Annotated in this window: 17 protein-coding genes and 1 pseudogene; 10 read left to right on the forward strand and 8 right to left on the reverse strand. The window is 58.6% G+C overall.

Annotated elements, in window-relative coordinates; genetic code table 11:
- Together G3N58_RS24505 and G3N58_RS24510 are read right to left on the reverse strand one after the other, a co-directional pair.
- Complete coding sequence (locus G3N58_RS24505; protein ID WP_167039503.1) at nucleotides 1-405, reverse strand: Fis family transcriptional regulator; 405 nt, start codon at nucleotides 403-405, stop codon at nucleotides 1-3.
- Nucleotides 406-583: 178 nt separating this feature from the next.
- Entirely contained in the window at nucleotides 584-1,324 is a 741-nt protein-coding gene (locus G3N58_RS24510; RefSeq protein WP_167039505.1) for a 3-ketoacyl-ACP reductase, read from the reverse strand.
- Between the two features lie 352 nt (nucleotides 1,325-1,676).
- On the opposite strand from G3N58_RS24510, the gene G3N58_RS24515 reads away from it, so the two are divergent.
- Both G3N58_RS24515 and G3N58_RS24520 read left to right on the forward strand, forming a co-directional pair.
- Nucleotides 1,677-3,368, forward strand: coding sequence for a Na/Pi cotransporter family protein (locus G3N58_RS24515; RefSeq protein ID WP_206000427.1), 1,692 nt, complete (start codon nucleotides 1,677-1,679; stop codon nucleotides 3,366-3,368).
- 410 nt (nucleotides 3,369-3,778) lie between these two features.
- The gene (locus G3N58_RS24520) at nucleotides 3,779-4,051 is read left to right on the forward strand and encodes a hypothetical protein (RefSeq protein ID WP_205988698.1); all 273 of its coding nucleotides are present in this window, start codon (nucleotides 3,779-3,781) and stop codon (nucleotides 4,049-4,051) included.
- Between the two features lie 202 nt (nucleotides 4,052-4,253).
- Here G3N58_RS24520 and G3N58_RS24525 read toward each other — a convergent pair whose 3' ends face one another.
- The 4 genes from G3N58_RS24525 to G3N58_RS24540 all read right to left on the reverse strand — a co-directional run bounded on the left by G3N58_RS24525 (nucleotide 4,254) and on the right by G3N58_RS24540 (nucleotide 7,912).
- Nucleotides 4,254-4,646, reverse strand: a complete 393-nt coding sequence (locus G3N58_RS24525) for a DUF3597 domain-containing protein (protein WP_167039510.1) — start codon at nucleotides 4,644-4,646, stop codon at nucleotides 4,254-4,256.
- Between the two features lie 175 nt (nucleotides 4,647-4,821).
- Complete coding sequence (locus G3N58_RS24530) at nucleotides 4,822-5,694, reverse strand: isocitrate lyase/PEP mutase family protein (RefSeq protein ID WP_205988697.1); 873 nt, start codon at nucleotides 5,692-5,694, stop codon at nucleotides 4,822-4,824.
- Between the two features lie 55 nt (nucleotides 5,695-5,749).
- Nucleotides 5,750-7,156, reverse strand: a complete 1,407-nt coding sequence (locus tag G3N58_RS24535) for an MFS transporter (RefSeq protein WP_167284345.1) — start codon at nucleotides 7,154-7,156, stop codon at nucleotides 5,750-5,752.
- Nucleotides 7,157-7,207: 51 nt separating this feature from the next.
- Nucleotides 7,208-7,912: a GntR family transcriptional regulator gene (locus G3N58_RS24540; protein WP_206000435.1), complete on the reverse strand. Its 705-nt coding sequence runs from the start codon at nucleotides 7,910-7,912 to the stop codon at nucleotides 7,208-7,210.
- A 539-nt stretch (nucleotides 7,913-8,451) separates the two neighbouring features.
- Here G3N58_RS24540 and G3N58_RS24545 point away from each other — a divergent pair.
- Entirely contained in the window at nucleotides 8,452-9,519 is a 1,068-nt protein-coding gene (locus G3N58_RS24545; protein ID WP_206000428.1) for a hypothetical protein, read from the forward strand.
- A gap of 111 nt (nucleotides 9,520-9,630) precedes the next feature.
- Nucleotides 9,631-9,806 (forward strand): annotated as a pseudogene (locus G3N58_RS34265) (transposase); the annotation flags it as partial.
- Nucleotides 9,807-9,877: 71 nt separating this feature from the next.
- Here the strand turns inward: G3N58_RS34265 and G3N58_RS24555 are convergent.
- Nucleotides 9,878-10,447 carry a hypothetical protein gene (locus G3N58_RS24555; RefSeq protein WP_167039520.1) on the reverse strand — a complete coding sequence of 190 codons (570 nt, stop codon included), beginning with the start codon at nucleotides 10,445-10,447 and terminating at the stop codon, nucleotides 9,878-9,880.
- 519 nt (nucleotides 10,448-10,966) lie between these two features.
- Here G3N58_RS24555 and G3N58_RS24560 point away from each other — a divergent pair.
- From G3N58_RS24560 to G3N58_RS24570, 3 genes are all read left to right on the forward strand, one after another.
- Entirely contained in the window at nucleotides 10,967-11,458 is a 492-nt protein-coding gene (locus G3N58_RS24560) for a hypothetical protein (protein WP_167039522.1), read from the forward strand.
- A gap of 491 nt (nucleotides 11,459-11,949) precedes the next feature.
- Nucleotides 11,950-13,281 (forward strand): hypothetical protein, encoded by a 1,332-nt coding sequence (locus tag G3N58_RS24565; protein WP_206000429.1) that lies wholly within the window; start codon nucleotides 11,950-11,952, stop codon nucleotides 13,279-13,281.
- 60 nt (nucleotides 13,282-13,341) lie between these two features.
- Nucleotides 13,342-14,517 (forward strand): trypsin-like serine protease, encoded by a 1,176-nt coding sequence (locus G3N58_RS24570; RefSeq protein WP_167039526.1) that lies wholly within the window; start codon nucleotides 13,342-13,344, stop codon nucleotides 14,515-14,517.
- 127 nt (nucleotides 14,518-14,644) lie between these two features.
- Here the strand turns inward: G3N58_RS24570 and G3N58_RS24575 are convergent, their stop codons facing one another.
- The gene (locus G3N58_RS24575; RefSeq protein WP_206000430.1) at nucleotides 14,645-15,739 is read right to left on the reverse strand and encodes a porin; all 1,095 of its coding nucleotides are present in this window, start codon (nucleotides 15,737-15,739) and stop codon (nucleotides 14,645-14,647) included.
- 909 nt (nucleotides 15,740-16,648) lie between these two features.
- On the opposite strand from G3N58_RS24575, the gene G3N58_RS24580 reads away from it, so the two are divergent.
- From G3N58_RS24580 to G3N58_RS24590, 3 genes are all read left to right on the forward strand, one after another.
- The gene (locus tag G3N58_RS24580; protein WP_206000431.1) at nucleotides 16,649-18,421 is read left to right on the forward strand and encodes a tannase/feruloyl esterase family alpha/beta hydrolase; all 1,773 of its coding nucleotides are present in this window, start codon (nucleotides 16,649-16,651) and stop codon (nucleotides 18,419-18,421) included.
- A 539-nt stretch (nucleotides 18,422-18,960) separates the two neighbouring features.
- Entirely contained in the window at nucleotides 18,961-20,319 is a 1,359-nt protein-coding gene (locus G3N58_RS24585) for an aromatic acid/H+ symport family MFS transporter (protein ID WP_206000432.1), read from the forward strand.
- 70 nt (nucleotides 20,320-20,389) lie between these two features.
- Nucleotides 20,390-20,984 (forward strand): amidohydrolase family protein (locus G3N58_RS24590; protein WP_206000433.1); only part of this gene is annotated, 595 nt, incomplete at its 3' end.

Here is a 20,984-nt window from a genome sequence, read left to right on the forward strand (position 1 = left end):
TTACGGCGCCAGCTCTTTACCGTCGCGCTGTGCATTGGCCGTGCTGAACAACTGCTTCAGCCTCGCGTTGACGGCAATCAGTTCCTGCACGGGCGCGGCCGCGAGTTGCTGATCGAAGAGCGTGAGCACCTGGCCGAGCAGGGCATAGGCATCGCTATCGACGGCACAGACGCCTGTTTCGAGTCCCGCCTGACGGCAACGCAAAATGACGCTTTCGGCGTCGCGAAACAGATCGGGCATCGCGGCGCCATAGCCGCGTTGATTGAGCAGCATCGTCATATAGATGGCTTGCGCCATGCTGCCGACGTGATACTGATTGCCGACGCCGCTGCGCAATGCTTCGAGCGTCATGTGATAGTCGAGCGAGATTTCGCCCGCTTTGGCCGGCACGATCGGCTGCAGCATCGCCTTCGAGCGCGACGGGGCCGATTTCGCGTGTGCTTCGTGAGGAGGGCTCGCTTTTCTGGCCATAAGCTCACTGACGCGGCCGGCTCGCGCCGGGCCGCGACATCATCTGGAACCTGATGAAGTGTCCATTGAAGCGGGACACGCTCACGCCGCGTGAAATGCGCTGCCGTTTCCGTTAGCTCATATGCAGACCGCCGTTCAGCGAGAAGTCGGCACCCGTCGCGAAGCCCGCGCTTTCCGAGGCGATCCACGCGACGATCGAGGCGATTTCTTCCGGTTCGCCGAGGCGCTTGACCGGAATGCTCTCGACGATCTTTGCGAGTACTTCGGGCTTGACCGCGCGCACCATGTCCGTGCCGATATAGCCGGGCGATACGGTGTTGACCGTCACGCCCTTGGTTGCGACTTCCTGCGCCAATGCCATCGAGAAGCCGTGAATGCCGGCTTTCGCGGTGGAATAGTTGGTTTGCCCGAACTGGCCTTTCTGGCCGTTGACCGACGAGATGTTGATGATGCGGCCCCAGCCTCGCTCGACCATGCTGTCGATGACCTGCTTGGTCACGTTGAACAGGCTCGTGAGATTGGTGTCGATCACCGTGTTCCAGTCTTCATGCGTCATCTTGCGGAATACGCCGTCGCGCGTAATACCCGCGTTATTGACGAGCACGTCGACTTCGCCGACTTCCTTCTTGACCTTTTCGAACGCTTTCGCGGTGGATTCCCAATCGGCGACGTTACCTTCCGATGCGACGAAGTTATAACCTAGCGCTTTCTGTTCTTCGAGCCATCGGGTCTTGCGTGCCGAATTCGGGCCGCAGCCCGCGATGACCGTGTAATTTTCCTTGTGCAGGCGCTGGCAGATTGCGGTACCGATACCGCCCATGCCGCCGGTTACGTAGGCAATACGATTTGCCATAAGTCCTCCTTCTTTCTGGGGTGGTGTGCAGCGAGTCGATTCGGAGGATGGGGATATTATTGGCAGCCGCCCGCAGGCCGGACGATGGGCATTTTTACCTACGGGTTAACTGCCAATCGCACGGCCGGAGCGCGGCTCGATCCTGTCATTAATGTGACATTGGCGGTGACACCGGCGGTGCCCTCAGCAGCCTCATCGGCATGGCTTTCAACTGTAATGAAACGGTGTCCGGACCGGGCGCAGGGGGATGCGCATTGCGGCACAAGGAAATCAGGCGTTGCTTAACTCGCTTTACATGCCAGCGCGCGCGCTGTAATTTCGTGCATCTGCTTCCTCACAAGGGCCTCGCAGGATGACTGACTACCTGACGGACATCGACCCGGTCGGGCTGAACTGGGTCGGGATATTCGGGCTGTTGATCGGTGGCCTCGCTCTTTTTCTTCTCGGTCTCGAGTTCATGACCGGCGGCCTGAAGGCGATCGCGGGATCGAGATTGCAGGCGTTGCTCGGCGTGCTGACCGCGAGCCGCTTTCGCGGTGTCGTGGCCGGCGCGGTCGTGACCGCCTTGCTCAATTCGTCGACGATCACGACCGTGCTGATGGTCGGCTTCGTCTCCGCCGGATTGATGACCCTGACGCAGTCTGTGCCGATGATTATGGGCGCGAACATCGGCTCGACCATCACCGCGCAGATCATCGCATTCGACGTATCGCGGCTCACGCCGTTCATGCTCGCGGCCGGCTTCGTGCTGCATGCGTTCGGCAAGCGCGAACTGCTGCGCGAGATCGGCCGCGTGGTACTCGGGCTCGGCCTGCTCTTCATGGGCATCCAGTTGATGGGCGAGGCGACGCATCCGCTGCGCACGTTTCAGCCGTTTATCGACGCGATGCAGGATATGCGCAACCCGATCGTCGGCATCGTGGTCGGCGCGGTCTTCACGGCGATCGTGCAAAGCTCGGCGGCGACGCTCGCGATCGTCATCGCGCTGAGCGGGCAAGGGTTGATGCCGCTCGAGGCGGCGATCACGCTGATTCTCGGCGCGAAGGTCGGTACTTGCGGCACCGCGCTGCTCGCGTCGATCGGCAAAACGCCCGAAGCGGTGCAGGTAGGCGTCGTGCATCTGGTGTTCAATCTGCTCGGCGTGGCGGTGGGGATTTTCGTGATTCCACAGATGGCGGAGCTGGTGCGCTACGTTTCGCCGTCGCATCCGGAGTTGCAGGGCGTCGCCCGGCTCGCGGCCGAAGCGCCGCGTCAGGTCGCGAACGCTCATACGATCTTTAGCGTGGCGAGCACGCTGGTGCTGATCTGGTTTACCGGACCGATCGCGCGGCTTGCTCAACTGATCGTGCCGATACGCGCGCAGGCGGCCAAACCGGCCGGCGACCCGCTCTATCTCGACGCGTCTTCGCTGACGGTGCCTTCGCTCGGATTGCAGCGCGTGCGCATCGAACTGACGCGGCTCGGCGGACAGGTGCTCGATATCGTGCGACGAGGCTCGCAGACGATTTCAACCGGAACGATCGAGGAGATCAATCTGCTGCTGGATCAGGACAAGGAAGCCGACCGGCTTGCCGCGGAGATTCTTCACTATATCGGCCAGCTCTCGCAGGTTCAGCATTCGGAAGACGAAGGTCAGCAGATGGTCGGCTTCACGCAGGTGGCGAGCAATCTCGAGAGCATTAGCGGCGTGGTCAGCACGACACTCATCACGATCGGCCAGCAAAGACTCACGCAGCAGATCGATCTCGTGCGCCTGCGCGACGAGGCGACCGCGCGCTTTAGCGACGCCGTGATTCGCAATCTCGAACAGGCGATTCGCACGATCGAGGAACCCGATGCCGAAGAAGGCGCGAAGGTGATCGGCGCGAAAAGCGAAATCGAACAATTGGCCACGACCGCGCGCCAGGTCGTACTCGCCAGGCTTCAACTCGCGGATAAGGCCGACGTGGTGACGTTCCGGCTCGCGATGGACCTGATCGAACAGGGCCGGCAGGTCGCACAGTTTGCGCGTGCCATTGTGAAGAACGTGGAAATGCTTCGTTGAGGTTGGCGTTGACGTTTGCGCTTGGAATAACAGTCAGGGTCCGCAGTTACCGTTAGCGATTGTCCGATGTGCGATGAATTGCCGGTAACCCCACAGAGATTCGCACCGCAGCAGCAGTAGACTGCCTGCGTGTCATCGTCATGACACGCTTTAATGGAGCGTTGTTTTCGCCCGCCTCCCCTGTGCGGGCTTTTTTCTTTTCATCGCTATTGCGGCATGCAAAGCGCGGCGCATCGGGTTCGATAGCCGCTCATGGCGCATAGCGGGCATGAAATGAACGGGCGTTCATGGTGCGCCCACGCGCCGTGGCTTGCACAATACGCAACGCTTGAGAGGATTTAACACACGTTGTGCCCGGAATTTGATAGCCTGTGTTGTAGCAGAGCATTGAACTCAAGGAGGGCTTCACCATGATGCGGTGGCTTGCTAACTGGGCTTCACAACATGCTCCTACTCCCGAGAAACAGGCCGAGCGTGCGTTGAACAACTTGCGTATGGAGCTGTTTCAGGCCGAGCAGCTCGTGCTCGATGCACAATTGCGCGCCGATTATTACCGGGCTCGCCTGACCTTTCTCGAAGAAGTGACGAGAAAAGGTATTGAACAGGTGTCGGACGAACGCAAAGGTCCGCAGGAAATGACCCAGCCACTGAAGCCCGGGCTCAAGCTGACCGCGGCGCAATAGCCGGATGAGATATCGGGCCGTTCTCAGTCGCGGCAGGTTGGGATACCCTCGTTCAGTACGCAGGGTAGGGGAGTGGCGCGACCGCTCAGAGGTTCTTGCGCGAGGCTTGATGCATGGCTTCGTGCAGGCTTCATGAGCGGCCGCGTTTCATCTTGCCCGAGCCATGGTTTGCGCCGGGCAATCGCGCCCGAATGACGGGCGTTTAACTTGCCAGATCGGCCGGCAGCTTGCCGCCGTTGGCCGCGAGCGCCTGCATGACCTGCTTGTGCAGCCAGATGTTCATGCTGGCCGAGTCGTTCATATCACCGCTGTACTTCAGTTCCTGAGCCAGCTGCTTGCGGTGGTCGAGGCTGCTGTCGATGCCGAGCGCTTTCATCGTGTCGACAATCGAGGTGCGCCAGTTCAGCGTCTGTCCGCTTTCGCTGACGAGCTGATCCATCACGGCGGCCACGTCGACGTCGGCGAGCGGTGCGGGGGTGTCAGGCGCGGCGGCTTGCGCGGCAGCCGGGTCCGGTGTCGGTTCCGCGGCGGGGGCAGGTTGGTCCGGCTTGGCCTTGCCGAACAGCTTATGCACGATGTCGCCAAAAATACTCATTTCCAGAATCTCCACAGTTGAATGACAAATGCGAGCGCGTGGCGCTCGCAGGACATGCCTTCGCTATGCTACGCGATCCGCGGAAATGAGGAGCGTGAATTTTTGTCAGCGATTGTTAGTGCCGGCTATCGGCAACGGCAATGAGCCGTGGTTGCTAGCACATCTCTGTGTATATTTATTCGGCATGCTCACGATCGAATTGCCAGATCGCGGGAAAGCCCATCAGCTCGCACATCTGCGAGAACGGATACATGCTGTTCTGTGCCTGCACGGTGCCCTTGAGTGCCTTGATCTGGCCGTAGACGTCCCGCAGTGCCTGCGCGGCGGCAAGAAATCCCGATGCCGGATAGATCGCAATCGAAAAGCCGAGCTTCTGCAATTCGGCGGGTGTCAGTTGCGGCGTGCGTCCGCCTTCGACGATATTGACGAGCAGCGGCGTATCGAACGTGCGCGCGATCGTCTCCAGTTCCTCGACGGTTTCCGGCGATTCGATGAACAGCACGTCGGCGCCGGCTTTCGCGAACGCTTCGCCGCGCCTCAATGCTTCGTCGAGTCCGAGCGAGGTGCGTGCGTCGGTGCGCGCGACGATCTGGAAGTTCGCGTCCTCGCGTGTTTCGGCTGCAACCTTGATCTTCTTCACCATGTCGTCGAGCGCAATCACCTTGCGGCCCGGCGTGTGTCCGCATTTCTTCGGAAACTCCTGGTCTTCGAGTTGAATGCCTGCGGCGCCGGCGCGTTCGTAGCCGCGTACCGTGTGTGCGACGTTGAGCAGACCGCCGTAACCGGTGTCGCCGTCGCAGATCAGCGGCGTGCCGGTTGCGCCGCAAAACGCGGTGACGCGATCGACCATGTCCGTGTAAGTGGCGAGACCCGCGTCGGGCACGCCGAGATAGGACGCGACGGTGCCGAAGCCCGTCATGTACAGGCAGTCGAAGTCCATCGAGTCCGCCATTTTCGCGGAGATCAGATCGAAGATGCCGGGCGCGGTGACGATTTCCGGTTGTGCAAGACGGCTCTTCAGTTGTTGACGTTTGCTCTGTGCGTTCATGCTGGTTCCGTTGATGACGATGAGTGTCCGTGATGTGTCGATTCAATGATCCGAGTCAATGACGTGACTCGGGGGCGACCGCTGCGCCGGCGAGCTCGGCATCGGTATCGAGGGTGGGCGGTGGCGCGATGTCTTCGAGCGAGCGCCGGTTCGTTTCGATACCGAAGAGCGCGAGCACCGCAGCCATGACGACGAGCACGCCGACGATGACCGAGAGCACGTCCTTGACGCCGCCCGTCGCATACAGGACGACCACGAGCTGCGGCGCGAGAATACCGGCGATGCGCCCCGCGCAACCGGCGATACCGTTCGCGCGCATGCGGTTCTCCGTGGCGAAAAGCTCGGGAATATACGTGGCAATACCGAGCGCGACCAGCAGATACGTGAGCGTGAAAAGCAGAAAGCCGAGCACGGTGGCCGTCGCGACGCTCGTCGAATGTCCATAGAGCCAGCCCACCAGCGCGGCGATCAGCGCCACGGCAATGAGCCCGTTTTTACGGCCGATTCTGTCGGCAACCAGCACGCCGAGGAAGGCGCCGGTGGGACCGCCGAGCGACATCAGCGTGGTATAGCCGAGCGACGAAGCCATGCCGAGCCCCTGTTTGATCAGGAATGTCGGCACCCAGACGATAAAGCCATAGATCACCACATTCACGCCGATCTGCACGCAGATCGCGAGTAGCGTGCGGCGAATCTGCGCGGCTTTGAACAGGTCGAAAAGTGTTGTGGAACGTGGCGGCGCGCCGAGCGCTTCGAGCGATGGCGCGATGGGAGGCAGTGCCTCGCCTCGCGACGATTCCGCCTCCGCCGCGCGAAGAATCGCCTCGGCTTCCGCGTCGCGGCCTTGGGATTCGAGCCAGCGCGGCGACTCGGGCATCTTCTTGCGGATCACCCACACAACGAGCGCGCCCGCGCCGACGAGAGCAAACATCGCGCGCCAGCCGATCGTCGGAATGATCAGATAGCCGATGAACGTCGAGAAGAACAGCGCCGAGTTCGTAATCAGCGAGAGATACGCGGACCACTTGCCGCGCACGGCGGGGGGAATGAACTCGCCGACCGAACCATAACCGACGACGATCTCCGCACCGAGCCCGAGGCCCATGAAAAAGCGGCAGACGATCAGCCACATCATGTTCGGTGCGAGCGCGCCGGCGATCGAGGCAAGACCGAAGATCGCGAGATTGAATTGATAGGTGAACTTGCGGCCTTTTGCGTCGCCGAGCAAACCGGCGGTGAACGCACCCAGTAGCATGCCGACGAAGGTCGACGAGAGAAATGCCGCATTCAGTTGCATCGTCGACCAGCCGCTTTTTGCCAGCGCACCGAGCACGCCGCCGGCCAGGTAGATATCGAACGAATCGAGAAACATGCCGCCGCCGATCAGCCAGAGAATGCGCCGATGAAAACCGGAGATGGGCAATCGGTCCAGTCTCGGACCCGCATTCACTGTGCTCGGCATTTCACGTCTCCTGCGTCGTTATTCGACGGCTATTCGTGTTGCGGCAACGGACTACGGCAAAGGGTGTTCCCGTTGATAACGGTCGAGCACCGCTTTTTCGGCGGCCAGAATATGACAGCGGGTGATCGCTTCGGCCCAGGCGGCATGGCGGTTCTCGAGTGCCTGAACGATTTCGACATGCTGGCGTGCGCTATTCGCTCGGTGTTCGTCGTCGTAAGAGTCGAACGTCCACTTGATGAGCGGCGTTTCCTTCATCGACGTCAACGAGCGGTCGAGCCGCGAGTTGCCGGCGGCCGAGGTGATGATCGAATGGAATTCGCCGTTGGCGGCGAACCATGCATCGGTCGTTTCGGGTGTGGACGTGCGCCGCGTGATGGCGGACATCTGTTCGGCGAGCGTGCCGAGCCGCTCGATTTCGGCGGTGCCGATTTTCAATGCGGCACGCCCGGCGAGGAACGGTTCGATCAGAATACGCGCTTCGAATATTTCGCGCGCGTCCTGCAAGGACCACGCTTTGACCCGCACGCCATAGTTCGGGCGAATCTCGACCCAACCTTCGGCGCCGAGGCGGCGCAGTGCTTCGCGCACCGGCGTGCGGCTCACGCCGAGGCTTTTTGCCAGTTGTTCTTCGCGCAGGTATTGACCCGCGCCGTAGCGGTTTTCGGCGAGAGACTGTTTGATCGTGAGGTAGACGTCGTCCGGTGAGCGGGCCGGTGCGGCGTACGTTGTATGCAAAACACCGTCTTTCATGACCATGATGAGGGAATTCACGAATCAGGCGGATACATTGTATGCAAAGTTGAGTGGTGGGCGCTTGGTGGTTTCCCTGGGCGCGTGGTGTGGCGTGTCGGCGGGGTTCGCGGCAGCCACGCTGATACTTCCGAAAAGCCGGTTGCAGTCGTTCGCCCTCGCTGTCACACGTTCATTCGCGCGACTGCTCCGCATCAAACATGCATGCTCCTCATGCACGGACCATGTTGGGCCCTGCTGCTGAGGATGTATTTGTCTGCGCGATATCCCACACAACACACGTCATTTAGCTCACTGAAAACCCCACCGCCGTCGACCTTGCTTTTTCGTCTTTGCAAATTAACCTTCGGAAGGCTGGCCGTTCGGGATTGAATGAACTTATCAGGAGTGCGTTCCGGGCATCACCGAAGAGCCGCATCTCGTTACGTAAAGCAGGTCAGTCTCCTTGTTGAGCCGTTGTGGAAGAAACCACATGAAATCGAATTTCATGTACCTGCAGATCCCACTGACTTTCGTGAAAGGCCCTCTCCTCAGGAACTCCGACCATGCCCGACCGTGAAACAATCATCTCGGAGCTCACGACCCTCGGCCGTGGCAAGCTCGAGAACTTCAATATGGCCGATCCGGAACGGCTCGCGCACGCCAGTGCATTGCCGGTCGAAGGCTACTCGCCCGACACCGGCTACTGCCACGGCGTCTGCCTGGACTGGATCCGGCGTGTGCTGCAGAACGGGCGGCCGTGCTTCGGCGCCAACCCGCAGCGTAATGCCGAGGAAGGCTACGACTACTACACGCGGATGCAGGAGCAGGCCAAGCGGCAGGGGTATGCCTGGGCCAGCTTCAACGCGATCAGCGACCGCAATCTTGAAGCCAACAATGCGCTGATTGATCGCAACCAGGCCGACTACGATCAGGCTTACGACAAGTACCTCAGAGCGAAGAGGTTCCTGCAGGAAGTGAACTCGCAACTGGTTGACGACTACAACCGCAACCTGCAGCTCGGTGAGGCGCATGTCGTGGGGATCGACTACGGCGACAAGCTGAAGCGGATCTTTCCGCAACTGCAAAACACGCCCACGGAGCTCTCCGTGCGTCAGATCGGCGGACTTTATCCGAAGGTCGAGGATAAATACAGGTCACTGCAGGCGCCGGTAAGAGCAACTGCGCCGCGTCGCCAGGACATCGACCAGAACAGCTTCGCACTCTTCACGGGACATATGGACGCGAAATTCCCGAAGAAGAGGACGTTCGGCGGCATCGCGCTGCTGCAGTCGAGCCCGAAAACGCAGTACGCTTCGCTGTCAGCGGCGATCGACGCGGTGACGGCCCCGGCACCGACGGACTTCTCGAGCGGCCGTGCGATGATAGTCGGGTTCGGCATGCGGAAAGCCAGAGACAACTCCGGGCACGCCGCCGCTATCCATTGGCACCCGAGAGACGTGTTCGTCGTGCTGGAGCCGAACTATGGCATGTTTGTCTACGAGCGGCTCGCTGGCAATAAGTCGGTCAGCTCGGCGCTGGACTACCTGTTTGGCACGGTGTATCCGGCGGAGCCCGGTACGGAGGTAACGAATGGCGTCGAGTATGAGATCTATGAGAAGCGCGTCGATTGATCGGTCTATCTGTCATGCTCCGCTCGTGCCATGAAGTATAGATGGCAACTCGCTTGCCGTCGTCTGTAAAGGCATCTATTCAGTGCTGCGAGCCGGCGAGTGGGGCGGGGCGTCCATGCCAAGCGCTGCTTTGCCGGACCTGAGGCTGCGCTCGTATACCTCTCGCGCTACAGCACCGTGTCGCTATCTCCAGCCAGTGTCTTATCGTGTTCGATGAGCACGACGTGAGGCTTTGCTGGCGCGACGACAGTGCCAAAGGGCGCATGCGCTACAAGGCCATGACACTCGAAGCTGGCGTATTCATGCGCGGCTTCAGAGCGGGTGACTTCCATGGCCGAGTAGATCCTGCACCCCTTATTCAAGTCTTCGGATTGTACTCAAGATTTATAACATTACCTTTGGGCCCATATGTCAGAACGGTTCCTTCCCAGGCGCCGAAGTCCATTCCTTTGGGGTCGTAATGCTGAGCCGCAGTTGATGCTCGAACAGGTGAGCCGAGTGTCTGGGCTAGCCTCGAGCAAAATGTATTGCCGTCGCCGTAGCGGCCTTCGTGGCCAGGCGTGATGAAGGCCGTCCCGCAGGAGTAAAGATCAGTCCAGTCGAGCCATTCAAAAAGCACTCTGAACTTGTGGATGGTATGCAGATTCAATCCCTCATTGCAGAACTGGATACCATAGCCTCCCTGACTGTTGCCTTGCATTGATTCCGTTCGCGTAGAGAATCCTGTCGCCAGAGGCAGCCCGGGCGTCTCATAGCCATGAGCCAGGATCTTCAACCATACATACTGCGAGTTATAAAATTTTGCCCTGCTGAGTATCCAGGCGATTGGCCAGCTGATAGGCGTGCTAGCGTCGACCTCGAGAACCTCATTACCCTTGGGCTTCGAGCCCTCTAACCGCACATCTCTGACTATGAGCATTTGCATCATGACAATCTCCTCAAAGTTAGATAAGCAGCTCCACGCTGGTGGAGTCGGGCTATTGCAGGTAATCCGGCGGTAGCTTGAGTGGAGGATAGACAGTCTGCACGATGGAAACGTGACATGTGCGGCCATTTGCCGTTCATGGCAAAGGTGGGTTCGGGAGGCTCGGTGGTGGGTGGGATTCGGCCTGAGCGGACGTTCGCTGTTCTGGTTGCCTGCGGCTGCAGCAGGTTGTTTTGCTGAGTTTTGTAACCCGGTGCCGATGAGTGTCGGCTATGTCGTGGATGAATGGGTTTTCCGACCCGTTGCCGCCGTTCAGTCCCATCGAGTCGCCATATCTGCTTCTGAGGTGTAGCGACCATTCGATTGTACGATCTATTTAAACCTCAGCGGCAACTTGGGGCGGGGACCATGCGCAACTGCAACGGCGTGGACGTTTGACGGACCCGCACGCTCCAGGTGGTCGGCTTCGGACAAATTCCGCAGTGTGGCTGCCTTTGCTTCGACATATTTGAGGAGTTTGCTTTGATCACTTTCATCAAGCACCAAGGGCTCTCTGATACCGAGTATGCGCGAGGCAAAAAAACAAAAGGTCCTTTGCTCTTTTGTCTTCACCTTTTGATTGCCGCGCCATTGATTCTGGCCAGCGCGAGCTGCACGGAGAATATCGATACGCCGCCGATCGTGTCGGCAACCGGCTATCTCCACGGGCAGTCTGTATCCCTGGAGCGAGAGCAAATTCTCGCTTTGTCACACTGGATAGACGCGCACCGTACTGGTTGGAAGGGGCTAATGGAAACGCCGCCTCCACCGTCGATCTCTCTCGACGTGAAATATGCGGGCGGCCGGGAAGGCTCATTCGAAATTTGGCAAGACCCTCACGGCAATGGCGGGGTTGTCTATCATTACATTTATGAGCACGTCCCAGAGGTAAAGAGAGTAGCCCCCTTAAAGCAAAGCTTGTCCGAGCAGGACATGCAAGCATTTCGTGCGATTGCCAACAGCATCGGGAAATGATCGCCCAACGTATTGCTCAAAAAGTCTTTAGCCTCCGGCAGAGTGTCCGCGCTGGCCGAAAGGCGACGCTCGAACTGGCGTATCGGCGCTAGTAAGCGTGGATCGCCAGCCGCGGCTTTAGAAATTGTTGAACAACTGAGCTCCCGATCGAACGATGGAAACGAGGAAGGCGCCACTCGAATGGCCGCGACACGTCTGCCGTATACGGTCGGTTGTGGCCGACAGCACCAGACCGTAGAGCATTCCCCGGAGTGGACGTTGGAATACCTCCAGCAGCTTTCGGACAATCTGCGTAAACGCATACTACCGGCCACGAAGAGACATTTGCCCAACAAGCGGCCAACCCATTGGCGATTGGTAGAGGCTACAGGCAGTGGCATCAAACAGCTTGACCAACCAGGACACACTTCCTATTTTCTAGAAAGCACCTGGCTGGTCGACGGCATTCGCCGCAGTTGTAAGTTCATGCTCCAAACAGAAAAAGGTAAATCATGGATAACGCGACTGCGGATAGAGTCAATCTATGGCGCCGTATGGGGGCGAGGCTCGCGGTCGTCATCTGCCTGCCCACAATGGGATGCTCGTTGCTGCCTCATGCCGCATCAGTCTCTGACCCGCCGACGCTTTACGTTTGGCCGGAATCGCGCTGCCCGTCTCTCAATGTGAACGCAGGTGCGCTCGCCGTAGCGGGAGAAAATCTGCTGGGGGGCGACTTGATCGGCGCGGCGGTCGGCGCCATTGCTTCCTCGCTAACTGCCGCAGCCGCTGCAGATAAGGCGGGGTATCAGGTGAGTTCGAATAGCGCGACCTTCTATCAAAGTGCGCTTTGGGATCCGGCCAAAAAAACCTATCAGCCCCAAGCGCCATTTTGTTACGTAATCGCACTGGCGAAGCCGAGTGCTACTCAAGGAACAGACTGGTGCACGGACCCGGATTTCAAAAGCTCTCTCGGCGCCTCCTGTACCAATAGCCCTGGTCTAATCACTTCGCTGTCGAAGAACCAGGGATTATTTAATCCGCCGGATGGCACGCTGCCTCTCACCGTGCCGTCGTTTTATGCCGAAATAGAATTGCAAAGCAGCGCAGCAGACGCAACGGCAAATTATTTTGTGGTGAAACCGCAGATTGCAGCAATTTACTACCCTCACTCTTTGCTAGGGGGAGTTTTCGAAGAGGGGAGGAGTAAGCAGATCAGTATAACGATAAATTTTATCAACCCGACGCCATCGACGGCAACGGATTACTATAAAGCATCGACCGTGGGGATGCTGATTTATAATATAAAGCCAGGAAAAAAAATTTCCATTTCCGATGTATCCAATAATACGCAAACGGCCTGGACTCTGGTCCCGATCGAGAAAGTGCCGGCGGGAGTCCAATATAAGAATAATGACGGCGTTTCAATAGGCGGACCATTCAGGCCGATCAATATAACCGCAACGGTTCACGAATTAGGTGATCCCAATGTTTTCCTGCAAGCGCTTGCACTCTCTTTTGCGTCGACGTCATCGACTAGCGGCATTACTACGGCGCTAGGCAACGCGGTTCTTCCGCAGGGCCAGCTGGCTCAAAAGCAAAACGATTCAACCCTTCAAAGCAACATCGGCAAATATTATGCGGCAGTCAGCTCTTACCAGACTGCCTGTGCCACCCTTCAGTCCGACAAAAACAACCCTACAAACGCGAGCAAAATTCCTGCAGACAAATCCAGTCTCGAATCGGCACAATATAATGTACAAAGTGCCTATACAGCAGCTTCGGCTTCCGCTCTGCAGAGTACCGTAGAGACATTGCCGGCTCAGCAAACCCTCACATGCCCTTGACGCAATATTAGTGCAGACATCAGAGGCATCGCCAGGCATCATTTGAATCGATTGAATATAATGATTCAGGGGTATATTGAAATGGATAAAGTTTCATGTCGAATAATATATCCTGGATTGCTATTGTTTTCACTCCTGTCTTTCACCGCCTCAGCACAAGCGCCCGGCGAAACAGGCAACACCGGGTCCAACAGCGCTATTGCCACGCATGCCCTCGCAATATCCGGGAATTTATTCGACGAAAATACGCCGGAATATAGCGCGATGCTTCGTGCCAGCATTGGGGCGCTAAATGCAAAGCAAAAGAGCGACGCCAAGCCTCAAAATATACTGAACAAAATAAAAACACTGACGGTGACAAATCTCGACACTGACTCACGATACCGCAATGCTTTGTCATTGATCGTCCACCAGGCCGCACTAGGCGATCCCGAAAAAATCCTTTCCGGCACATCGGACGGCCCGGATACGCCTCGTGGAACAGCGGGATCGGGTTTGCCGCCACGCATACCAGGTGGACCACCCGCATCAAACACACCAGGCCGGTCCTACAATGCCACAACTCATTATCCCAACGTCGTTTTTATCCAGGATGCTCAGAACGGATTTTGTTCTGGCGTGGCAATCGGAAAGAAAAAGATACTGACTGCACGCCACTGCGTATGTCTGCACAATATGAAAAAGGTCGGTGTTGGCGTTGCGTTGGGGAGGGACATGAGTTTTACCAACATAGTGAGCGTCAACAAAATGTCAGAATGCGGTGATAGCAATGGGCCGGATATTGCCGTGGTGGAAACGGCACAGGACATCTACGATTCGAATTCGCCAACCATATTTTCAACAACCGCCGAACTCGACAAGGCAAAGGCTGGCATCGCAGTTGGATACGGAAATCGCGATCTTGGCAACGGCGGTGCAGCAATGGACGGTCAACGCGGTTACGCAAGTGTCGCCATCATAAGTACGAGTTGTTCCGCGCAGGATTCCAGGAAGTATGGATGCAACAGTGGCTTTGAATTTGTCGCGGGCCCAGTTTCGGCCGCTCTTCCGGGAGATCAGTGTCCAGGGGACAGTGGTGGTCCGCTCTACATCATGAGTGGCAATGGCATCTTTTTGGCCGGCATCGCAGATCGACCAGATACCGATTCGAATTTGCAATGCGGCTACGGCGGAATATACGAGCGAATTGATGGGAATGTCGGGAATTGGATTAAAAAAATCCTGGCATCCAATTAGTCGATTCAAGTTCGCAGCCAAGGAAGACGGCGATACATCTCCATTCGCCGTTCCCGTTCACCGTCCGCATACCGACTAGATGCTCCACAAACGAACACGCCCAGCCTAAGCGCGGTTTTACGCGGCTTTAGAACCGCGTATGCAAGCCTACTCGCGCGACAGCCTGAGTTTGCCCGCTCGACGCGCCATCCGCACTGTTCATGCCGTTGATCTGCGCGAAACCCCCGGAGCTGGCGCGCTGATAGAGGCCGAGCACGTAAACGCTCGTGCGCTTCGACAGCGAATAATCGACGATTGCCGCGACCTGGTGAGCGTGGTTATTGTCGACGACCGAATTGCCTTTCATATACATATACGAAGCACCGGTCGCGAGTGCCGGCGTGATCTGGTACTGCGCGCCCACGGAACCTTCATAGACCGAGCCGCCGTTCGCGGAATTGCGTACGGTCGTGAAAAGCGCATTGGTGAACCACGAGCCGAACCGGTAGTGCGCGCCGATCCCCCAGTTGCGCACGCTCACTTGCGGTGAACCCGCGGTGTAGTACTTGATATTCGTGTATGCGGCATTCGCGCCGAATGAGTTCGCCGCGTAGTTAAGCGCGAAACTCGTCGAATTTCCCGCGCCGACCGAGCCCGCTACATTGCCGAAGCCATACATTACGCCTGCGCTGAATCCGTCGAATACCGGCGTCACGTACTTGACCGAGTTGGCAATACGCTCGCCGGCCATGCGGTCCCAGTCGAATGCGCCAGTCGGGTTTTGCGGCAGGGCGAGCTTCTGGAACGGGCCGGCGCGGAATGCGTAGAAGTGCCCGGAAATTTCGGCGGGATCGTTGCCGCCGAAATAGAGCGCGTCCGTCATGAAGTCGTACTGGTTGCCGAGCGTGAGCTTGCCGGTGCGCTCGTTGACGAGCCCCACCAGCGACGTGCGGCTGAACAGGCTCGCATTGGGCATGAATTGGCCATTGTTCACCTGGAACTGGTTGACAAGTTCGAAGATGGCCTTGGTGCCGCCACCGAGATCTTCCACGCCTCTCATACCCCACAGGTTAGGGCCGTTGACGCCGTCGTCCATCTTGATATTGTGGCTGCCCGACTGGTTGCTCACATACGTAACACCGGTATCGATAAGACCGAAGAGCGTGACGCTGCTCTGGGCATGTGCTGTCGCCGACATCAAGATGCTCGCAAGAATGGCGAGCGCGATTTTTGTCCTGTTCATCGAAATGATCTCCTGTTTTATTTAGTCATGCAGATGTAGGTGGTGTCGTATCTGGTGAGCGTCGATGGATGAGAAGCCAATCCGAAGTCCACCGAACGGGGCTCAATATAGTCGGCACGATGTTTCTGAGGAAGTGGTGCGAAAGGGCTGAAGAACGCATTCGATCGAGCGCGTTGCCGTCGAAAATTCCGGGGTTTACGCGAACTGACGGGATTGCAGGTGTGTGGCGAGATTTCTTCGTCTACGCCGTAGTTCTTTGAAAAATAAAAGTTTTGTACCCGTGTGCGATACAAGCGATGCTTGTTTTGCGTAAGTGCCGAAGCGGGAATTTGTAAAACGATGAAAGATCTCGAGGGCGGCGCGATAAATAAAAGAGAAAGCTCTTCACGCTATTTCGCAACGCGATTTCAAATAGCGTTGGTGCCACGCTACAGCGTGGCGACGGTTGTCGATCGCGGCCCCGCTTGAGCGCATTTCAATTTCTTTCTTTTGGCATCTAAAAAAATTATGGCGAGTTGTCGCGCGCTGCACCGGATGCCATCTGATCCGGCGCCTGCCACCCTGAACGAGTCCTTATGCAGCGGGCTTGTGCACGATATCGAGCGCCATCGCGACGTGTTTGCCCGCATGCGAATCGTTCACGCACATCGCCAATCCCTGTGGTTAACCCGTGATTTCCGGTGATTCCCGCTCTGGCTAACGTCGCGTCCAAATCCGGCCGGCGTGTCTCTACCGCAACTTCGCCGCGGCAGAAGGATTGAGACGTTTCTGAGAACCGAAGTACTCAAAGAGGAGAGATGAATCCATGAACGTGAAGCAATGCGTAACCCAGCGTGGACGCGTAATGCGCTCTGCGCCTGCACATCCGGTTCCAATACTCGCCAGAACAAACAACGCGGGAGAACACGTATGAGAACACTGCACTCTCTCAATCCATTCGCGAGCATCAAGGCGCGTGCGGTTTCACTGCTGACTTTATTGAGCGTTTGCGCGACGGCCGCGATTGTCGCCGCATGCGGAGGCGGTAGTGGCAGCGGTGGCAGTATCAGCACATACACGCCGCTGTCGGTCGTGACGCCGAGCGTCGATTGTTCGAAGCTCGCTTCGGTCGATATCACCGACATCGGCGGCGCGGGCAGCTCGATTACCTCGGCGAGCGTAACCAATGCCACGATCAATGGCGCGACGGTCGCGTTCTGCACGGTGAAGGGCACACTCGCCCCGTCGAACACGTTCGAGGTCGCGCTGCCGGTCAGCACCTGGACGCAGCGTTTCGCGGAACTCGGCTGCGGTGGTTTGTGCGGCAATCTCAGCGACCCGACGCAGCAAAGTTCGTTCAGCTTCAGCTATACGTGCCCGCTCGTGCAGCAGGGCGGTTTCGTAACGGCGGCGACCGACATGGGCCACACGGGCCAGGATCAGACCTGGACGACGGACCCGCAAAAGCAGGCCGATTTCGCCTATCGCGGCCAGCACATCACGACGCTTACGGCGAAGAAGCTGATCAAGGCTTATTACGGACAGGCGCAGAAGTACTCGTACTTCATCGGCTGCTCCGACGGCGGCCGCGAGGCACTGATGGCCGCGCAACGTTATCCGGCCGACTACAACGGCATCGTGGCGGGCGCGCCGGCCGCTCATTTTCAGATCCAGAACTCGCTGTATCACGGCTGGAGCGTGAAGTCGCAGAGCACGACGGGCACGAGCACGGGCAACGCGGTGCTCTATGCCGATAAGGCGCAAGTACTGCACAAGGCCGTTATCGCCGCGTGCGGAGGCGGCAGCGGCGCGGCCGACGGTCTGATTGCCGATCCGCGTACCTGTCATTTCGATCCGGCGACGATCCAATGCGCCAACGGCGCGACCAGCACGAGCAACTGCCTGACCGCGGCGGAAGTCACGACGGCGAAGAACATCCTCAACGGTCCGACCGATGCGACGACCGGCGAGTACATGCTGGCTGGTTCGCCGCAGTATGGTTCGGAAGCGAACTGGATCGGCGTCGAAGTGCCGAACTCGAATTCGACCGATCCGGCCGTGTCCGTCAAGCAGTTGTTCAGCTATTCGATCGTGACGGGCGCGTACAACCTGATCTTCACCGGTTCGCCGACAATGCCGACCATCGACACCTTCGGCTATCAGGATGCGAGCTTCTACCCGACCTATCTGCAGGCGAACCATCCGTTCATCGACGCGACGAACCCGGACCTCTCCGCATTCCAGGCCGCCGGCGGCAAGCTGATTCTGTGGCACGGCTGGGCGGATCAGCACATCTCGCCGCTCTTCACGATCCAGTACTACGAAGCCATGCAGAAGACGATGGGCGATTCGAACGTGAGCCAGTTCGCGCGACTCTATCTGGTGCCGGGCGTGGCGCATTGCGGCGGTGGCGAAGGCTTCCCGAACATCGACCTCGTATCGAAGATCACGGATTGGGCCGAGCAGGCGAAGGCGCCGGATGCCGTGATGACGTATCAGACCGATGCGTCGAACAACGTCACGGCTTCGCGTCCGGTCTATCCGTATCCGGCGGTTGCGAAATACACCGGTTCGGGCGATTGGCACGACGGCGCGAACTATGCGCAAGGCGCGCCGCTCTATACGGCGGCCTCGCGTGCGTGGGCCGGCTCAAGCTTCTACACGCCTTATACGGCGAAAACGCAGGGCGTTGCCGCACCTTAAGCCGTACCTGTAGGCGTCGATTAGATGGCCGGCCTGACGAGGCCGGCTCGCTTGCGAAGCGGAATGACCGTTGTCACGGTCGTTCCGCTTTTTGTTTTGGATGCCTGATTCAAGGCGCAACCCAGACGCAATCGTGAAGAACGGGAAAAGCGGCGCCGTTAGCGGCTTAAGTGACCGTTCTATGCGACTTCGTTCCCGTGTCATCTGTTCTGTTTATGCGTGTGCTCTGAAGCCGGTGCGGAAAAGGCTCACTTTCAGGGGCTGTGTATTTGCGTTTAGCGCTTATCCAGCGGGGCTTCGTGTGAATTCACCCGGTTTTGCGCAGGCCATGCGGAATAGAAAAAACGCGGATATTCACCACAGCCATATGGTTAACCCGCGCTTTGGAACCCGAGCGGCCAAACGCTACCTTCACGCCAATGACCCGGGCAAGACATTCAGGAACACATCGACATGACGCTTGCGGGATCGGCGAACAGCACGAAGCCATGTGCTTCGTGCCGTGCGACAAGACCCATGAAGGAGACAGGAGAATTCAAATGACGAGTACCACGAGCGGTAAAAGAATCGATATCAAGGCGTTCATCGACGAACGGCCGATTTCCGCCTACCAGTGGCTGCTGGTAGTGCTGTGCTTTCTGGTCGTGACGGCCGACGGCATGGACGTCGCGATCATGGGTTTCGTCGCGCCGTCGATCATTCACGACTGGGCGATTTCGCGTCCCGCCTTCGGGCTCGTGATGAGCGCGGCGCCGATCGGTCTCGTGATCGGTGCATTGGCCGCGGGTCCGGCTTCGGATCGCATCGGCCGCAAGTGGGTGCTGATTACCTCGGTGTTTCTGTTCGGCGTATTCACGATTGCCACGGCATTCACGCAAACGCCGATGGCGATGGCGACGCTGCGCGTGCTGACCGGTATCGGTCTTGGCGCCGCGATGCCGAACTCGACCACGCTGCTGTCCGAATATGCACCGCAGCGCAAGCGCGCCTTGCTGATTACGGTGATGTTCACGGGCTTCAATCTCGGCTCGGCTTTGATCGGCTTCGCGGCCGGCTGGCTGATTCCGGTTCACGGCTGGCGCTCGGTACTGATCTTCGGCGGCGCGTTGCCGCTCGTGCTGATTCCGCTCCAGGTCTGGCTGTTGCCCGAGTCGGCCCGTCTGCTCGCAGTGCGTGGCGCGCCGTCGCAACGCATCGGTGCAGTGCTCGGCCGTGTGTGCGGCGCGCGCTTTGCCGGTGACGAAGTTTTCGTTTCCAACGAACCGCCGCTGCCGACGCGCAAGCCGATCGGCGTACTGTTCTCGCAAGGCTATGGTTCGATGACCATCGCGCTGTGGGTCACGTATTTCATGGGCCTGCTCGTGATCTATCTGCTGACCGGCTGGCTGCCGACGCTGATGAAAGATGCAGGCCTGTCCGTCACGACCGCGGCGAACATCACGGCGATGTTCCAGATCGGCGGCACGATCGGCGCGATTCTGGTCGGCTGGATCATGGACCGCGCACGTCCCGCTCCGGTGATCAGCGCGGCGTATGTCGGTGGTGCGCTGTGCGTGCTCGCACTCGGCTATATCGGTGCGTTGTCTTCGTCGCTGGCGGTACTCGTGTTTGCCGCGGGTTTTTGTATGAGCGGCGCGCAAACCGGCCTCAATGCATTCGCACCGGGCCGCTACCCGACCGTGGCACGCGCGACCGGCGTGAGCTGGATGCTCGGCATGGGCCGCTTCGGCAGCATCTTCGGTTCGGCGATCGGCGGCGCGTTGCTCGGTCTCGGTTGGCAATTCGGCGCGATTCTGGCGATGCTCGCTGTTCCCGCTACACTGGCTGCCATCGCTATTCTCGTGAGCCAGCGCGTGAGCGGCAGCGAAGCGGCGGTTCAGCCGAATACCGCGCACTAGCCAGCACGAAACATGCGGCGCGCGAGTTTCGCGCGCGTCGCCGGTTAAATTTATTTTCCGGGGAATTACGGTGATCATCGACATTCACGGCCACTACACGACCGCGCCGAAAGCATTGGAGGCGTGGCGTAACCGCCAGATCGCAGGCATTGCGAATCCGTCTGCGATGCCCAAGGTATCGGAGTTGCAGATCAGCGACGACGAACTGCGCGAGTCGATCGAGAACAATCAGTTGAGGCTCATGCTCGCGCGCGGCCTCGATCTGACGATCTTCAGTCCGCGCGCGAGCTTTATGGCGCATCACATTGGCGATGCCGCCATCTCGGCAACATGGGCCGCGATCTGCAACGAGCTGTGCTATCGCGTAAGCCAGTTGTTCCCCGGGCATTTCGTGCCAGCTGCGATGCTGCCGCAAAGTCCGGGCGTGGATACGGCCACCTGCATTCCTGAACTCGTTAAATGCGTGGAGCAGTACGGCAATGTCGCGATCAATCTGAATCCCGATCCGTCGGGCGGTCACTGGACCAGTCCGCCGCTATCGGATCGCTACTGGTACCCGATCTACGAGAAGATGGTGGAGTACGACATTCCCGCCATGGTTCACGTGAGCACGAGCTGCAATGCGTGCTTCCACACGACCGGCGCGCATTATCTGAATGCGGATA

This window comes from Paraburkholderia sp. Ac-20342 (assembly GCF_017104985.1).
Lineage (GTDB): Bacteria > Pseudomonadota > Gammaproteobacteria > Burkholderiales > Burkholderiaceae > Paraburkholderia.

What these genes read in the sequence shown, in the direction of transcription:
- G3N58_RS24505 (WP_167039503.1), bottom strand. Translation starts at nt 405, where the DNA reads ATGCTGCAGCCGATCGTGCCGGCCAAAGCGGGCGAAATCTCGCTCGAC.
- G3N58_RS24510 (WP_167039505.1), bottom strand. Translation starts at nt 1,324, where the DNA reads ATGGCAAATCGTATTGCCTACGTAACCGGCGGCATGGGCGGTATCGGT.
- G3N58_RS24515 (WP_206000427.1), top strand. Translation starts at nt 1,677, where the DNA reads ATGACTGACTACCTGACGGACATCGACCCGGTCGGGCTGAACTGGGTC.
- G3N58_RS24520 (WP_205988698.1), top strand. Translation starts at nt 3,779, where the DNA reads ATGATGCGGTGGCTTGCTAACTGGGCTTCACAACATGCTCCTACTCCC.
- G3N58_RS24525 (WP_167039510.1), bottom strand. Translation starts at nt 4,646, where the DNA reads ATGAGTATTTTTGGCGACATCGTGCATAAGCTGTTCGGCAAGGCCAAG.
- G3N58_RS24530 (WP_205988697.1), bottom strand. Translation starts at nt 5,694, where the DNA reads ATGAACGCACAGAGCAAACGTCAACAACTGAAGAGCCGTCTTGCACAA.
- G3N58_RS24535 (WP_167284345.1), bottom strand. Translation starts at nt 7,156, where the DNA reads ATGCCGAGCACAGTGAATGCGGGTCCGAGACTGGACCGATTGCCCATC.
- G3N58_RS24540 (WP_206000435.1), bottom strand. Translation starts at nt 7,912, where the DNA reads ATGGTCATGAAAGACGGTGTTTTGCATACAACGTACGCCGCACCGGCC.
- G3N58_RS24545 (WP_206000428.1), top strand. Translation starts at nt 8,452, where the DNA reads ATGCCCGACCGTGAAACAATCATCTCGGAGCTCACGACCCTCGGCCGT.
- G3N58_RS24555 (WP_167039520.1), bottom strand. Translation starts at nt 10,447, where the DNA reads ATGATGCAAATGCTCATAGTCAGAGATGTGCGGTTAGAGGGCTCGAAG.
- G3N58_RS24565 (WP_206000429.1), top strand. Translation starts at nt 11,950, where the DNA reads ATGGATAACGCGACTGCGGATAGAGTCAATCTATGGCGCCGTATGGGG.
- G3N58_RS24570 (WP_167039526.1), top strand. Translation starts at nt 13,342, where the DNA reads ATGATTCAGGGGTATATTGAAATGGATAAAGTTTCATGTCGAATAATA.
- G3N58_RS24575 (WP_206000430.1), bottom strand. Translation starts at nt 15,739, where the DNA reads ATGAACAGGACAAAAATCGCGCTCGCCATTCTTGCGAGCATCTTGATG.
- G3N58_RS24580 (WP_206000431.1), top strand. Translation starts at nt 16,649, where the DNA reads ATGAGAACACTGCACTCTCTCAATCCATTCGCGAGCATCAAGGCGCGT.
- G3N58_RS24585 (WP_206000432.1), top strand. Translation starts at nt 18,961, where the DNA reads ATGACGAGTACCACGAGCGGTAAAAGAATCGATATCAAGGCGTTCATC.